At 36.7% G+C, this 17,569-nt stretch carries 9 protein-coding genes; all 9 read left to right on the plus strand.

From position 1 onward, the window contains the following. Positions 1–3 precede the first annotated feature (3 nt). From IPI65_15215 to IPI65_15255, 9 genes are read left to right on the plus strand one after another with little or no spacing between them, the layout of a single operon-like run. Positions 4–2,220, plus strand: coding sequence for a T9SS type A sorting domain-containing protein (locus tag IPI65_15215; GenBank protein ID MBK7442823.1), 2,217 nt, complete (start codon positions 4–6; stop codon positions 2,218–2,220). 48 nt (positions 2,221–2,268) lie between these two features. Next, entirely contained in the window at positions 2,269–4,413 is a 2,145-nt protein-coding gene (locus IPI65_15220) for a T9SS type A sorting domain-containing protein (GenBank protein MBK7442824.1), read from the plus strand. A gap of 4 nt (positions 4,414–4,417) precedes the next feature. Continuing rightward, positions 4,418–6,565, plus strand: a complete 2,148-nt coding sequence (locus IPI65_15225; protein ID MBK7442825.1) for a T9SS type A sorting domain-containing protein — start codon at positions 4,418–4,420, stop codon at positions 6,563–6,565. 10 nt (positions 6,566–6,575) lie between these two features. Next, the gene (locus tag IPI65_15230) at positions 6,576–8,756 is read left to right on the plus strand and encodes a T9SS type A sorting domain-containing protein (protein ID MBK7442826.1); all 2,181 of its coding nucleotides are present in this window, start codon (positions 6,576–6,578) and stop codon (positions 8,754–8,756) included. Positions 8,757–8,761: 5 nt separating this feature from the next. Further along, positions 8,762–10,918: a T9SS type A sorting domain-containing protein gene (locus tag IPI65_15235; protein ID MBK7442827.1), complete on the plus strand. Its 2,157-nt coding sequence runs from the start codon at positions 8,762–8,764 to the stop codon at positions 10,916–10,918. A 22-nt stretch (positions 10,919–10,940) separates the two neighbouring features. Beyond that, on the plus strand, positions 10,941–12,104 hold the full coding sequence (locus tag IPI65_15240; GenBank protein ID MBK7442828.1) for a T9SS C-terminal target domain-containing protein: 1,164 nt from the start codon (positions 10,941–10,943) through the stop codon (positions 12,102–12,104). Then, on the plus strand, positions 12,086–13,126 hold the full coding sequence (locus IPI65_15245; GenBank protein ID MBK7442829.1) for a T9SS type A sorting domain-containing protein: 1,041 nt from the start codon (positions 12,086–12,088) through the stop codon (positions 13,124–13,126). Before IPI65_15240 ends, IPI65_15245 begins: the two co-directional genes overlap by 19 nt. A 10-nt stretch (positions 13,127–13,136) precedes the next feature. Next, positions 13,137–15,248, plus strand: a complete 2,112-nt coding sequence (locus IPI65_15250) for a T9SS type A sorting domain-containing protein (GenBank protein ID MBK7442830.1) — start codon at positions 13,137–13,139, stop codon at positions 15,246–15,248. Between the two features lie 2 nt (positions 15,249–15,250). Further along, complete coding sequence (locus IPI65_15255; GenBank protein ID MBK7442831.1) at positions 15,251–17,554, plus strand: FG-GAP repeat protein; 2,304 nt, start codon at positions 15,251–15,253, stop codon at positions 17,552–17,554. Positions 17,555–17,569 lie beyond the last annotated feature (15 nt).

A 17,569-nucleotide genomic window follows, 5' to 3' on the forward strand; every position in this document is an offset into this window, starting at 1 on the left:
TTTATGAACTATAAATACTTTTTCTATTGCGTTGTTGGGTTATTGATGAGTAGTAATATTTTATCCGCACAATTACCAACCATTTATTGGGACAACACCATCGGGTCTAGAGATGGTGATTATTTATATGCTATTGATGTAGCTGATGATGGAAATATTTTTATTGGAGGCGAATCTGGTGGCGCAGCGTATGGTGATAAAGCTGAAGATCAGGTTGGAGGTCTTTTAGTATATGGTGATGCATGGGTATTAAAATTAAATCCGGCTGGTAATATTCTGTGGCAAAATACAATTGGAGGTTTGAGCAGCGATGACGTTGATTGTATTGAAGCGACTCCGGATGGAGGATGTATTGTTGGCGCCTCTTCAGGTTCATTAATTGGTGGCGATAAAACCGAAAATTGTTTTTTAACGCCAGGCGGTGTACATACTAAAGATTATTGGGTTGTGAAATTAAATTCAACCGGTGACATTGAATGGCAAAATACAATCGGTGGAGCAGGTGACGATTATATTCAAGCAATCCGTCAAACACCTGATGGTGGATATATTCTTGGCGGATATTCATTTTCAAAAATTTCCGGTGATAAAACTGAATTTAATATTGGTGGCTCGAGTTATTGGATTGTAAAAATAGATGCATTCGGAAATATTATGTGGCAAAACACTATTGATGGTGTGAATGAAGATAAATTGACTAGTTTAGATTTAACTGCAGATGGTGGATATATTTTGGGCGGTTATTCTAAATCAGGAATTTCAGGAGAAAAAACAGAAGCTTGTTTTAACAACAGTTTTGATTACTGGATAATAAAAGTAAGTGCAACAGGAAATCCTGAATGGCAAAATACCATAGGCGGAAATAACGATGATGCTGTTACAAGCATTCGACAAACTATGGATGGTGGTTATATTGTTGCCGGAACTTCTAAATCAAATGTTACCGGAGATAAGACATCGCCTTGCAGGGGAATGGACGATTTTTGGGTAATTAAATTAAATACCAGTGGGGCAATTACCTGGCAAAAAACAATTGGTGGAACGCAAACAGATGCTTCTTGTCAAATTAGAGAAAAACCTGATGGCGGATATTTTCTTGCAGGTTATTCAACTTCAGGAATTGGTGCTGAAAAAACCGTTGATTATATTGGTTATAGTGATTTTTGGTTGCTGGAATTAGATGCGCTGGGAAATATAACATGGCAAAATGTCTATGGTGGTCTGAGTTATGAGAATTTCGCATCCCTGGAATTAATGCCGGATGGCGGTGTAATTATGGGAGGTAATTCCAATTCAGATATTTCAGGTAATAAAACCGAAAATGCCTTTGAATATTATGACGGTACAAATAGGGACGATTATTGGTTAATTAGATTGGCAGGCGATGAATGTGTTCCAACTACTGAAGTATGTAATGATTATGACGAAGATTGTGATGGTAATGTTGATGAAGGCGCAGCACCTAGTATATCGATAGAAGCAACCAATACTACAACATTTTGCGAAGGTGGGTACGTTCCTTTGTATGCAACTTATACCGGCAACGGAACATTACAATGGAAACGAAATGGAAATAATATAACTGGTGAACATTATGCCGTTTATAAAGCAACAACAAAAGGAACTTATAGTTGTAGAATTACAACTGATTGCGGGTCTGCATTATCCTCAGATATTGTAGTTACCGTTCCGAAAAATCCCACAGCAGCAATCACTGCAGGCGGACCGGTTGTTTTTTGCGCGGGAGGGAATGTTGTACTTTCAGCTAATACCGGTGCGGGATTATCATATCAATGGTATAAAAATGATGTTGTGATTGCCGCAGCAACTTCAATTAATTACACAGCTTCAACACCGGGAACGTATACTTGTAAAGTAACCAAAACAGCTTCCGGTTGTAATACTATTTCTAATCCTGTTTTAGTTTCCATTCCATGTAAAGAAATGGAAGAATTAATTTCAAGTATGGCATTTGATATTTTTCCAAACCCTACAAACGGATTTGTAACTATTCAAAGTAATATACCTGTAGTTGAAGGTCAAGTTCCAATTATAATTATAACAAATTCCATGGGGCAAATTATTTACAACGAAAGATCAAATTTGAATCAATTTGAAAATACTCAAACCATTAATTTGTTACACATTCCAAACGGTGTTTATCAAATTACGTTATTTACCGGCAATTTCTATAAAACTGAAACTATTATTAAACAATAAATAAAATCATCTTTTTAAACATATTCATTCATCAAATAAATTAATCTAATGACAAAATTTACAACCCCATTATTTTTAAGTATCTGTTTATTGTTATTAAGCATGAACATGAACGCACAAGCCCCTGCAATTCAATGGCAGAAAACTATTGGCAGTTCAGGATATGATTTTTTAAACTCCATCGGTCAAACATCTGATGGCGGTTATATTATGGGTGGATATTCTGATGGCAATATTAGCGGATATAAAACTGAAGATAATTTAGGTGGCGATGATTATTGGATCGTGAAATTAAATGCCTTAGGAAATGTGGAATGGGAAAACACCGTTGGTGGTGGCAATTTTGATCGTTTTTACTCTGTTGAGGAAACTCCTGACGGCGGTTTTATTTTAGGTGGTCAATCGCTAAGTGGCGGAGGCTGGGGCGATAAATCGGAAAGTAATAAAGGTGGTTATGATTACTGGATTGTAAAGTTGAATGCAGATGGTGTGGTAGAGTGGGATAGAAGTTATGGTGGATTAGGAAATGATCAACTGTATAATGCACAACCAACATCCGACGGTGGATTTATTCTTGCCGGAACTTCTGATTCAGGAATCAGTGGAGATAAAACTGAAAACCGCGTTGGTAATTCTGATTATTGGGTAATTAAAACTGATGCATTAGGAAATATTGTTTGGCAAAATGATATTGGCGGTGTTATGTTCGATAATCTTTATTCAGCATACGAAACTGCAGATGGTGGCTACATTTTAGGTGGCACATCAACCAGTGGTATCAGCGGTGATAAAACTGCGGGAAATTATGGTGTTGTAGATTATTGGATCGTGAAATTAGATGTAAGTGGCACAGTGGTTTGGGAACGCACTATTGGTGGTACATTAAATGATTATTTATATACCGTAATTCCAACTGCAGAAGGTGGTTCAATTGCCTGTGGTATGAGCGAAAGTGGATTAACAGGAAATAAAACGGATAACACAAATGGCTTATATGATTTTTGGGTGGTAAAATTAGATAACAGTGGAACGATAACATGGCAGAATTCAATTGGTGGAACAGGTAATGATTATGCATTTGTAAATGCAATTAATCAAACAACAGATGGCGGTTATGCAATTGCCGGTTATTCACAAAGTTTAATAAGCGGTGATAAAACAGAAGCAAATACCGGCTCATGGGATTATTGGATTTTAAAAATTACATCAACAGGAAGTATTACATGGCAAACAGTAATTGGTGGTGCCGGAGGTGATTATGCAAATGCTATAAGCGCAACAGCAGATGAAGGATTTATTATTGGTGGTTATTCTTACAGCAATGCCAGTGGTGAAAAAACCGACGACTCATTTGGAGATGCCGATTATTGGGTAATGAAATTAGAAGGAACAGGTTGTTATGCATTTACTGAAACTTGCAACGGTATTGATGACGATTGTGATGCAGTTGTAGATGAAGACATTACTGAATCTATTTCAATAACTGCTGGTGGTGCTACCACATTTTGTCAGGGCGGAAATGTATTATTAACTGCCACACATACCGGAACTTCACTTCAGTGGAAAAAGAATGGCGTTAACATAGCAGGTGCAACCGCAATTACTTATTTAGCCTCGGCTGCAGGAAATTATACTTGCCAAACTACTAGTATTTGTAACACAGCTACTTCAAATACAATTGCAGTTGCTATTAACAAAAATCCTAAAGCACAAATTACAGCAGGTGGACCAACAACGTTTTGCGCCGGTGGCAGTGTTACACTTACTGAAACACCTGTTGGTGGCAGCACCTATCAATGGTACAAAGGTGCAAGTGCTTTAGCAGGTGCTACAACAAATGTATATGTTGCAACTACAGCCGGTAATTATAAATGTCGCGTAACCAAAACAGCAACCGGTTGTTATAAAAATTCAAATGCAATTGGGGTGAGTGTGACATGTAAGGAAGGTGAAATAATTAAAAATGAATTGAACATCTATCCAAATCCTGCAAATAATTTCATCACCATTGAAACCGATTTTTCAACCGAAAAAACTATTTATATAACAGATGCACTCGGCCAAATTGTAAAAACAATTACCACATCTGAAAATAATATCACCATCGATTTACAAAGCATCGCTTCAGGAATTTATTTTATTAAAATGGAAGATGGGATTAATTCGGTTACGCAGAAATTTGTTAAACAATAAAAAAATGAAAAAAGCTACCCTTTTATTAAATTTAATAATATGTTTCCACTTCATCTATGGACAAAGTCCGGATATTGAGTGGCAAAATACAATAGGTTCCTATTCACCGGACTGGGTAACAACTTCCATTCTTACTGATGATGGTGGATATTTGGTTTGTGGCTATACAACTGGTCCGCCTTCCGGAGATAAAACCGCTCCTTTGTATGGAGTTCATGATTTTTGGGTAGTTAAATTGGATAACACCGGTGCATTAGAATGGCAAAAATCCCTAGGTGGAAATAAAAATGAAACGTTGTATACAGCTATCCAATTAAACGACGGAAGTTATTTATTAGGTGGTTCTTCTTTATCAAATATTTCAGGTGTAAAAACGCAAAATTGTAATGGAGGAACGACACATGGCGATGGATGGCTCGTAAAATTAAGCCCTACAGGAACAATATTATGGGATAAAGTTTTTGGTGGTCCGGGCGAAGATTACATTAGGAATATTACTCAAAGTGCTGATGGTAACTGTGTTCTAATTTGTTATGCAACAATAGGTGCACACGCACAAAAAGCAGAAATTGGAAACGGTAGTTATGATTGCTGGATAATAAAAATTAATACAGATGGTGACATAATTTGGGAAAATACTATTGGTGGTGCCGGATCAGATTTTCCAATGGATATTCAATCTTTAAATGATGGGTCACTAATTGTAGCTGCTCAGTCAGATTCAAATATTTCAGGTGATAAAACACAAAATAATAAAGGCGGTCTCGATTATTGGATATTTAAACTTTCCTCGGCCGGTGATATTTTGTGGCAACAAACTATTGGTGGTGATAACTATGATTATGTTGTGGATGTTAGATCTGTTGGGGATTATTTTTATATTGGTGGTTATTCCATTTCAGGAATGTCAGGTGATAAAACGGAAGCGTTAACTAATAATAACAGAGATTTTTGGATTATCAAAATTGATAGTGTTGGAAATATAATTTGGGATCAGGCAATTGGCAGTTTGAATATTGATTACTACACCGATATAAATTCCACTGTTGATGGTGGTCTAATAGTTTGCGGTTATAATAATGCAGGAATAGGTGGTGATAAAACCGAAGGCAATATGGGTGGTAATGATTTTTGGATTATGAAATTAAACCACAATGGTGAAATTGTTTGGGATGAAGTTATTGGTGGTTCAGATAATGATTTTGCATATGGTATAATTCAAACCCCTGATAACGGTTATTTAATAAGCGGCTCGTCTAAATCAGACATTTCAGGTGATAAAACCGAAGACTCAGAAATGTTTCTGGTTGGCCCTTTTGAAGACTACTGGATTGTTAAATTAGCTGCCGACTGTATAGCAGTTCCCGAACTCTGCAACTCCCTCGACGACAACTGCAACGGCCTCATCGACGATGGCATCACCGAAACAATTTCCATCTCCGCTGGCGGACCAATTTCTTTTTGTCAGGGCGGAAGTGTTTTATTAACAGCAACTTATTCAGGAGCATCTTTGCAATGGAAAAAAAATGGCACAAATATTCCCGGTGCAACAGGAGCTACTTATAATGTTACAACAAAAGGTAATTATACTTGTGTAACAACCAGTGCATGTGGTACAGTAGAATCAACCCCAATTTTTGTCAACGTAATTAAAAACCCCAATGCAAGTATTTCTGCCGGAGGCCCAACAACTTTTTGTGCAGGTGGGAGTGTGGTATTAACTGAAGTTGCGGTTGCTGGATGTACTTACCAATGGTATAAAGGCGCATCGCCAATTGCAGGTGCAACATCATTAACGTATACTGCAACTACATCCGGTAATTATAAATGTCGTGTTACCAAAGCTGCAACAGGTTGTTATAAAAATTCGAATGCAATTGCGGTGAGTGTGCCGTGTAGGGAAGAAAATAATATTATCGAAAACACTTTTTCGCTCTATCCAAACCCGGCCAATAATTTCATCACCATTGAAACAGATTTTTCAACTGAGAAAACAATTTATATAACAGATGCACTCGGCCAAATTGTAAAAACAATTACCACATCTGAAAATAATATCACCATCGATTTAAATGGCATAGCTTCCGGAGTTTATTTTATTAAAATGGAAGATGGTATTAATTCGGTGACGAAGAAATTTATTAAACAATAAAGCCAATAACATGAAAAATGTATTTACACTTTTATTTTGTAATTTATTAGTAACTTATACTTTTGCTCAAGCACCTGAAATAGAATGGGAAAAAACTATTGGTGGAAATGGCTATGAATACTTAGGTACGATAGAACCCACCCCTGATGGCGGTTATATTATGAGTGGGTTTTCTGAAAGTAAAATTTCGGGTGATAAAACTGAAACATGCAAAGGATCTAGTGATTATTGGGTGGTTAAAGTTAATTCAATCGGTGTCATCCAATGGCAAAATACAATCCAAGGAAATAATTATGAAACACTCGGTGCGATAAAACCAACTAATGATGGTGGATTTATCCTTTCAGGTTATTCTACTTCAGGTCTTGATTATGATAAAAATGAAAATAATTGGGATGCATATGATTTATGGATTTTAAAATTAGATAGCTCGGGTGCAATTCAATGGCAAAATACGATTGGCGGGACGAACCAGGATTATTTATACGCACCGGTTATTCAAACCGCTGATGGTGGTTATATTCTTTGTTCAACTTCATATTCAGATATAGGTGGAGACAAGAATGAACACAACCGAGATGCTCCAGGTGGATTGATATCAACTGACTATTGGGTAGTTAAATTAAATAGTCTCGGTATTATTCAATGGCAAAAAACAATAGGAAGTAATAGTTACGATGATGCATATTGTATTAAACAAACAATGGATGGTGGTTATATTATTGGTGGCACTTCCTCAGCTGCGGCTTCATGGGAAAAATCGGAAAATGGATTTGGATCAACTGATTATTGGATAGTAAAAATTAATGCTTCCGGTGTTATTGAATGGGATAAAACTATTGGTGGTGATCAAGGTGATAATATTCGAGATATTATTCAAACAGCAGACGGAAATTATATTGCATGTGGCTCTTCTAATTCTACCGCTTCAGGATTAAAAACTGAAGGCACCGTTGGCGGTGAAAACTTTTCGGATATTTGGTTATTAAAATTAAACATCACAGGGGAGTTAATTTGGCAACAAACAATAGGAGGAAACTACGCTGATGGTGGACAGTCACTACAACAAACTGCTGATGGTGGATTAATTATTGGGGCTTATTCCCAATCTACTGCAACCGGAGATAAAACTGCACCCAATTGGGATGTTGCACATCCTTTTACGAATGATTATTGGCTTATTAAAACAGACGAATCCGGTTTTATTGAATGGCAAAAAACAATTGGTGGAAATAATTCCGACTTACTTGAAACGGTTGCCGTCACTCCTGACGGAGGATTTATTATTGGTGGTGAATCCATTTCACCTGTTTCCGGAAATAAATCAGAGCCGGTTTTTGGTGTGACAGGTGATTATGATTATTGGATTGTAAAAATTGCAGGTAGTCCTTGTTCTCCTGATTTTGAAACTTGCAATGGAATTGATGATGATTGCAACGGATTAATTGATAACGATGTTACAGAAACATGCACGATAGTTGCACTAGGACCAACTGCATTTTGCCCAGGCGGATCAGTTGAGCTCAATGCCACTTTTACCGGAACAAATGTGCAATGGAAAAAAAATGGAGTGCCTATTGTCGGTGCAACAACCTCTAGTTATAGTGCCACATCAAAAGGAACTTATTCTTGTGAAACAATTAGTGATTGTGACACGGCGCAGTCAAATGAAATATTTGTCAACGTTTATAAAAATCCTTCTGCATTTATTTCACCCGATGGGCCAACAATTTTTTGCACAGGTGGTAGTGTTTTATTAAATGTAACTCCCGTTGGCGGTAGCACTTACCAATGGTATAAAGGCGCATCGCCAATTGCCGGAGCAACTTCATTAACGTATACTGCAACAACATCCGGAAATTATAAATGTCGTGTTACCAAAACAGCAACCGGTTGTTATAAAAATTCAAATGCGATTGCAGTGAGTGTGCCGTGCAGAGAAGAAAATAATACACTTGAAAACACATTTTCAATCTATCCTAACCCGGCTAATAATTTCATTACTATTGAAACCGATTTTTCAACTAAAAAAACAATTTATTTAACAGATGCACTCGGCCAAATTGTAAAAACAATTACCACATCTGAAAATAATATCACTATCGATTTACAAGGTATCGCTTCAGGTGTTTATTTTATTAAAATGGAAGATGGTAATAATTCGATAACACAGAAATTTATAAAACAATAATAAAAATGAAAAAAGCCACTCTTTTAGTAAACTTAATAATAGGTTTCCACTTCATGTATGGACAAAGTCCGGATATTGAGTGGCAAAATACAATAGGTGGAAATAGCAGTGATCTTAGTTATTGTATACAACAAACATCTGATGGTGGTTATATAATCGGTGGTGATTCTTACTCAGGTATTTCTGGAGACAAAAGTAATCCATCTAATGGATCAAATGATTTATGGATTGTAAAACTCGACAACGCAGGAGTAGTGGAATGGGAAAACACTATTGGAGGTGGCAAATACGATTTAATATATGCTTTTGAACAAACTGCTGATGGCGGTTACATATTAGGCGCGACTTCTACTTCTGGTATATCCGGAGATAAAACTGAGGCATCACAGGGTAGTTCTGATTATTGGGTGATTAAACTTAATAATAATGGTGAAATTGAGTGGCAAAATACGATTGGTGGGAACTCAAGTGACGACCTGAGGGCGGTTTATCAAACTCCTGATGGAGGCTACATTTTAGGCGGTTATTCCTACTCTGGAATCTCTGGTGATAAAACAGAAGCATCAGCTGGAGAATATGATCTTTGGATCATAAAACTTGACCAGTTCGGCAGCATTACTTGGCAAAATTCAATTGGAGGCTCTGGTAGTGACTTATTATATTCTATCCAAATGACTTCAGATGGCGGATTTATTATTGGAGGTAATTCTTCATCTAATATTTCGGCTGATAAAACAGAAAACTCTATTGGATTAACTGACTATTGGGTCGTAAAACTTAATAGTGATGGTTTAATTGAGTGGCAAAATACTATTGGTGGAAATAATAATGACATTTTATATTCAATTCAACAAACCACAGATGGAGGTTATATATTAGGTGGGTATAGTCTGTCAGGGATTTCGGGCGATAAAACTGAAAATCTAATAGGCGGATCATATTACGGAGATTATTGGGTAATAAAACTAGGTAGCTCAGGAAATATTTTATGGCAAAATACGATAGGTGGAAGTTCCGAAGATATCTTGTATACCATTGAACAAACTAGCGACGAAGGTTACATCCTTGGTGGATTTTCTTTGTCAGGTATTTCAGGTGACAAAACCGAAGATACACTCGGGGATAATGCTGATTTTTGGATTATCAAACTTCTAAGCAACGGCGAAATAAAATGGCAAAATACAATTGGAGGAAGTAATGATGATGGATGGTGCGCTATTCATGAGACAACCGATGGAGGGTATATTATAGGCGGTTGGTCAATATCTGAAATTTCTGCTGATAAATCTGAAGGATCGATGGGTAATTTTGATTATTGGGTTGTGAAGTTGGCTAGTGAATGTACTCCTGAGCCAGAGGTTTGCAACTCCCTCGACGACAACTGCAACGGCCTCATCGACGATGGCATCACCGAAACAATTTCCATCACCGCTGGCGGACCAATTTCTTTTTGCCAAGGCGGAAGTGTTTTATTAACTGCAACTTATACAGGAGCAAGTGTTCAATGGAAAAAGAATGGCACCAATATCCCCGGTGCAACAAGCACAACATATAATGTTACAACAAAAGGTAATTATACCTGTGTAACAACCAGTGCATGCGGTACAGCTGAATCAACCCCCATTTTCGTCAACGTAATTAAAAATCCCAATGCAAGTATCTCTGCCGGAGGCCCTACAACTTTTTGTGCTGGTGGTAGTGTTGTATTAACTGAAGTTGCGGTTGCAGGGTGCACTTATCAATGGTATAAAGGCGCAACTCCAATTGCAGGAGCAACATCATTAACGTATATCGCAACCACATCCGGTAATTATAAATGTCGTGTTACCAAAGCTGCGACAGGTTGTTTTAAAAATTCAAATGCAATTGCGGTTAGTGTGCCGTGTAGGGAAGGGGAATTAATAGAAGAGAATAATTTATTTTCTATTTATCCGAATCCGGCAACAAATAGTTTTACAATTTCTGCAGAATTAAATAGCAATTCAAATTCTAATCTTGAAATATATAATCAACTAGGTCAAATTATTTATTCAATAGAAATAAATAATACTGATGGAATTATAAGTGAATTAATTCAATTTGAAAATCAACCATCAGGAATTTATTTGGTGAAAATATTCAACAACAATTTTCAATTTGAACAAAAATTAATTATCCAATAGCTAGATAATTTAAATATTTCTTATGAAAAATTTCATTATACAATTTTTTATCTCCTTGCTCCTCATTCCTTGCTCCTTTTCCCAAGCTCCTGCAATTGAATGGCAGAAAACCATTGGTTCAAGTTTAAGCGAAACTTTATACAGCATTGAACAAACTACTGATGGCGGATATATTTTGGGTGGCAGAAGTGCATTTGGAATTAGCGGTGATAAAACTGAAGAGGGATACGGTGGATTTGATTACTGGATCATTAAATTAGATCTAGCAGGAAATATTGAATGGCAAAATGTAATTGGAGGAAGTGCTGACGACGTGCTAATCACAATTAACCAAACGAGTGATGGTGGTTATATAGCAGGCGGCTATTCCTCTTCGGGGATATCTGGCGTTAAAACAGAAATCAACTTTGGTGGGCCTGATTATTGGATCATAAAATTGGATGCATCGGGAAATATGGTTTGGGAAAATACGATCGGAGGGAATTGGTACGATTACTATACTTGCTTGGATCAAACTGAAGATGGTGGATACCTAATAGGAGGAAGATCATTTTCTGGAATTTCAGGGGATAAAACAGAGGCCTCAATTGGTGATTTCAGCACCTATGATTTTTGGGTATTGAAACTAAATAGTTCAGGGAACATTGAATGGCAAAATACTATTGGGGGGAGTTCTACTGACGATTTAACTTCATTGCAACAAACCTCAGATGGAGGTTTTATTTTAGGTGGGTATTCAACTTCAGGAATATCAGGTGATAAAACAGAAGCAAGCAAGGGTGCAGGTGATTATTGGGTTGTGAAATTAAATAGCTCTGGTTTTATTACCTGGCAGAATACAATCGGTGGTAGTGGTGAAGATGTTTTAATTTCTGTTAGACAAACTAGTGATGGTGGATATATTTTAGGAGGAAGTTCATGCTCAAACATTTCTGCCGATAAATCTGAAAACAACATTACTGGTTGGTGCGAATGGAAGGATTATTGGATAATTAAATTGAACGGCTCCGGAAATATTGTTTGGGATAATACTATTGGAGGCACTGATAATGACGAATGTGTTAGTGTTTTTCAGACAGCAGAGGGTGGTTATATCATAGGTGGATATTCAAACAGCGGAATAAGCACTGATAAATCTGAAAATAATTTCTCAGGCGGAGAATATGGATGGGATTTTGGATCGTGAAACTCGATTATTCAGGAACAATCATTCAATGGGAAAATACCATCGGATCTGCTGGTCCATGGCCTTATGGTGATGACTATCTTTATAGCACTGTGCAAGAAACTGCTGACGGGGGTTATATTATTGGTGGGACATCATACGGTGGAATTTCCGGCGATAAAACAGCCGTAAACATTGGATCATTTGACTTTTGGGTAACAAAACTCTTACCTTTCTGCACCGAAGGTGAGTCTGAATTGTGCAACCACCTCGACGATAATTGTAATGGATTAATTGATGAAGGTGAAATAACAGAAACAATAATTATTTCTCCAACTGGTTCTACATCATTTTGCACTGGCGGTTCTGTTATTTTAAATGCAACATACTCCGGTTCAACAGTACAATGGAAAAGGAATGGAATAAATATACCTGGTGCAACTTCATCTTCTATTTCCGCTTCAAAAACTGGAACCTATACTTGTGAAACATATAGCGATTGTGATACAACATTATCGGCAGCAATAGTTGTGACAGAAAATAAAAATCCTAATGCGACAATCTCTGCCGGAGGCCCAACAACATTTTGTGCAGGTGGAAGTGGGGTATTAACTGAAGTTTCAGTTGGAGGATGTACCTACCAATGGTATAAAGGCGCTAATCCAATTGCTGGTGCTACATCATTAACATATACCGCAACTACATCCGGTAATTATAAATGTCGTGTTATAAAAGCTGCAACAGGTTGTTATAAAAATTCAAATGCAATAGGAGTGAGTGTGCCATGTAGAGAAGGAGATAATATTACCCAAAGTAATTTTTCGCTCTATCCAAACCCGGCAAATAATTTCATCACAATTGAAACCGATTTTTCAACGGAAAAAACAATTTGTATAACTGATGCACTTGGCCAAATTGTAAAAACAATTACAACATCTGAAAATAATATCACCATCGATTTACAAGGCGTCGCTGCAGGGGTTTATTTTATTAAAATGGAAGATGGTATTAATTCAGTGACGCAGAAATTTGTTAAACAATAAAACGTATATTATGAAAAATTTATTTATATTTTTATTATCCCTTTTCCTTATTCCATGCAGCTTTGCACAAGCTCCTGATATTGAATGGGAAAACTTATTTTGTGATGGTGAATATGAAGTTAGTTTTGTGCTCACACCTGATGGTGGTGCTGTTGTTATTACTTCAACCTTTGCACCCATTTGTAATGAAAAAAACGAAACAGGAAATGGCGGCCTGGATTACTGGATTTATAAAATTGATGCAAGCGGTGCATTGGTATGGCAAAGTGTATTAGGTGGTTCAGGCGATGATCGGCCTTATTCAATCAATTTAACTGCTGATGGTGGATATATCGTTGCAGGCACATCGAATTCACCAATTTCAGGCGATAAAACCGAACCGAATCACAATTTTTTAGGCCCATATTACACAGACATGTGGATTTTAAAACTGGATGCCACCGGTAATATTATTTGGCAAAATACAATTGGTGGAAATAATAATGAAAGTATTCCTTATATCGAACAAATTTCAACAGGTGAATATATTTTGAGCTGCACATCTTACTCTCCACTTTCAGGGGATAAAATGGAAGGGACAATCGGTGGCACCGGAGCCTCAGATTATTGGATACTAAAATTAAACAGCACCGGAAATATCATTTGGCAAAATACCATCGGCGGAAACGAAACTGAAACGATTCGTTCAGTTCATCAAACTACTGATGGTGGATTTATTTGTACAGGCTCATCCTCGTCAGGAATTTCAGGTGATAAAACAAAACCCTTAATTGGTGCAACCGATTATTGGATAATTAAATTAAATAATTCCGGAAATATCAAATGGCAAAAAACAATTGGTTCACTTAATTTTGATTATGCTGTAGATATTATAGTTGAACCCGATGGGACTTACACACTTGGTGGTTATTCAGATGGATTTTATACACCATATTTCGAAATCATAAAGTTAAATAGTACAGGCACAGTATTATCTGATAAAACAATTGAAACGGGTGAAGATTCAAAAATGCGGTCCATAAGCAAAACTCTTGATGGTGGTTATATAATTGGTGGAACAACAAATATTTCCGGACCTCCATGCAATTCTTATGGATGGGAATGTTGGAATTTATGGGTAATTAAAACAAATAGTTTAGGTATAATGCAATGGAATAAAGCTTTAGGATCAGGTGATGATGATGGTCAGGCATTCGTTAAGGAGACAGCTGAAGGAGAATATTTGGTAACTGGTTTTGCAGGAATAGATGAAGAAGGTGATATTTCTGATAAAGAAAGTTTATATCCAGGTACCTGGATCGTTAAATTAAATGACTCAATTTGTACGCCTTCTATTGAATTATGTAACAGCTTTGATGATAATTGTAATGGTATTATTGATGAGGATATAACAGAATCCATAACCGTTTCAGCAGGTGGACCAACTACTTTTTGTTCAGGAGGTTCGGTATTATTATCTGCAACAACTTATACCGGTCCATCACTCCAATGGAAAAAAAATGGTGAGGATATTTCCGGTGCAACTTCCTCAACTTATTTTGCTACAGCAACCGGAATTTACACCTGTGAAACATCAAGCGCATGTGCATTTGCAATATCCGAATGGGTTGAAGTAACTGTAAATAAAAACCCCAACGCAAGTATATCTGCCGGAGGCCCAACAACTTTTTGTGCAGGTAGCAGCGTAATATTAACCGAAGTTGCAGTTGCCGGATGTACCTATCAATGGTATAAAGGCGCATCTCCAATTGCAGGAGCTACATCCTTAACTTATAACGCAACTACATCCGGTAATTATAAATGTCGTGTTACCAAAACTGCAACAGGTTGTTACAAAAATTCGAATGCAATTGCAGTGAGTGTGCCGTGTAGAGAAGGGGAGATGATTGGAAATGAAATTAGTGTTTATCCGAATCCCGCATCAAACAATATTTCAATAATTACCAAGAGCAATGAATTAAAAACTATCGAAATTTTCGATGCTATAGGTAATAAAATTATTATCATATCGACCGAAGAAATTAAAGTAGAATTAAATATCGAAAAATACGCACCCGGTGTATATTTTATTCTGATTCAGGAAAATGGAGTGGTTAATTCAACAAAAATTATAAAACTTTAAATATGAAAAAAATTATATTCAGCATTGGAGTAAGCGTTTACTGTTTTTCTTTATTTGCACAAACTCCAATTGCAGATTTAATGCTTGAAATGAATCAAGAATCCTCATATTTCGGAGTTGTTGTTGAAGGCGCGGGTGATATTAATGGTGACGGCTATGACGATTTGATGGTATGTTCTTTTAAGTATGATTATATTAACTTTGGTACAGGAGCAGCATTTATTTATTATGGTTCACCTACCGGAATAAATAATATCCCGGACGATACTTTAAGTAATAATATAACCGATTCTGAATTTGGTTTAGTTGCATCAAGCGCCGGTGATTTAAATGCCGATGGATATGATGATTTAATAATATCAGCACCTGCAATTACTACAGTTTATGTGTATTTGGGATCTGCAACCGGAATAATCAAAACACCAATCGCAGCTCTTGATGACCTTCCAATTTCTTATAATTTCGGGGAAGAGTTAGCTGGTGGTGGAGATGTTAATAATGATGGATATGACGATATTGTAATTGGTGCCCCAACTTATACTAGTGGACAATATGAAGAAGGTTGCATTTGTGTTTATCATGGGTCTGCATCTGGAATAAATTTAACTATGGCAACTTTAATTCAAGGTAATCAAGCCTCAGCAAACTTTGGTAGCAGCGTAGCAATAGGAATGAGTGTTAATGGTGATGAATATGATGATTTAATTGTCGGAGCTTTACGTTATGATAATGGAAATACTGATGAAGGGAGAACCTATGTTTTTAATGGGTCGGCGAGTGGTATTAACCCACTCGCAGTAACAACTTTAGAAGTTAATCAAACTTCTGCAAATTTTGGTTCGGCGGTTGCATCAATTGGTGATATAAATAATGATGGATTTGGTGATATAGCTTCAAGCGCTCCGTCTTATGATAACGTTCAGTCATCTGAAGGATTAGTTAAAGTATATTTAGGAGGTGCACTAGGCATAAATGCTATAGCCATATCATCTATTGAATCAAATAAAATTGGTGCCTATTTGGGTAATCAAATTTCTTCAATTGGTGATGTTAATAATGACAATTTTGATGATTTATTAGTAGGTTGTGTTAATTATTCTAATGGCGAATATTCTGAAGGAGGCGCATACTTGTTTTATGGCTCCGTTGCCGGTTTTGACATAGCTACAGCAATAATTTACGAGAGTAATTTCGCTGGCGCATATTACGGAAGAGATGTAACATTCAACAGTGATTTAAATGGTGACGGATATTCTGATATTGCAATTGGCGCTTCGTCTCAAACCAATCCCGATTTTTATGAAGGTGCAGCCTACGTTTATTATTCAACACCTCTGTGCGCCTTAGACACGTTTTTTAGAGACAACGATTTTGATAGTTATGGGGACATAAATAATTTTATTGTTGCTTGTGAGGTTTCGGAAGGATATGTGTCTGATAACACAGATTGTAATGATTTAAGCAATACTATCAATACTATGGCAGATGAACTCTGCAACTCCCTCGACGACAACTGCAACGGCCTTATCGACGACGGCATCAGCGAAACAATTTCCATCTCCGCTGGCGGACCAATTTCTTTTTGTCAAGGCGGAAGTGTTTTATTAACTGCAACTTATTCTGGAGCATCTGTCCAATGGAAAAAAAATGGCACAAATATTCCCGGTGCAACAGGAGCTACTTATAATGTTACAACAAAAGGTAATTATACTTGTGTAACAACCAGTGCATGTGGTACAGTAGAATCAACCCCTATTTTTGTCAACGTAATTAAAAATCCCAATGCAAGTATTTCTGCCGGAGGCCCAACAACATTTTGTGCAGGTGGAAGTGTAATATTAACTGAGGTTGCAGTTGCAGGATGCACCTATCAATGGTATAAAGGCGCATCACCAATTGCAGGAGCAACCTCATTAACGTATACCGCAACAACATCCGGTAATTATAAATGTCGTGTTACAAAAGCTGCGACAGGATGTTTCAAAAATTCAAATGCTATTGCTGTGAGTGTGCCTTGTAGGGAAGGAGAAATGATCAATGATGAAAAAGCATTCTCAATTTACCCGAATCCCAATAAAGGAGCATTTACAATCGAAGCAATAGTAACGACGCAAAATTTTGCGTCTCTCGAATCAACAATTGAGATATACAATAACCTTGGACAATTAATATTTTCTAAGAAAATTATTTGTAATGATGGAATAATAAATGAAGCAATTGAATTAAAAAATATTACTCCGGGAATTTATTTAGTAAAGTTGTGGAATAACAATATTTACAATGTAAAAAATATAATAATAGAATAATTTAAATTTTTCCTC

Source organism: Bacteroidota bacterium (assembly GCA_016706255.1).
Classification (GTDB): Bacteria; Bacteroidota; Bacteroidia; order Chitinophagales; family BACL12; genus UBA7236.

Excerpts from the sequence above, each read along its gene's own strand:
- IPI65_15215 (MBK7442823.1), top strand. The coding sequence starts at position 4 with ATGAACTATAAATACTTTTTCTATTGCGTTGTTGGGTTATTGATGAGT.
- IPI65_15220 (MBK7442824.1), top strand. The coding sequence starts at position 2,269 with ATGACAAAATTTACAACCCCATTATTTTTAAGTATCTGTTTATTGTTA.
- IPI65_15225 (MBK7442825.1), top strand. The coding sequence starts at position 4,418 with ATGAAAAAAGCTACCCTTTTATTAAATTTAATAATATGTTTCCACTTC.
- IPI65_15230 (MBK7442826.1), top strand. The coding sequence starts at position 6,576 with ATGAAAAATGTATTTACACTTTTATTTTGTAATTTATTAGTAACTTAT.
- IPI65_15235 (MBK7442827.1), top strand. The coding sequence starts at position 8,762 with ATGAAAAAAGCCACTCTTTTAGTAAACTTAATAATAGGTTTCCACTTC.
- IPI65_15240 (MBK7442828.1), top strand. The coding sequence starts at position 10,941 with ATGAAAAATTTCATTATACAATTTTTTATCTCCTTGCTCCTCATTCCT.
- IPI65_15245 (MBK7442829.1), top strand. The coding sequence starts at position 12,086 with ATGGGATTTTGGATCGTGAAACTCGATTATTCAGGAACAATCATTCAA.
- IPI65_15250 (MBK7442830.1), top strand. The coding sequence starts at position 13,137 with ATGAAAAATTTATTTATATTTTTATTATCCCTTTTCCTTATTCCATGC.
- IPI65_15255 (MBK7442831.1), top strand. The coding sequence starts at position 15,251 with ATGAAAAAAATTATATTCAGCATTGGAGTAAGCGTTTACTGTTTTTCT.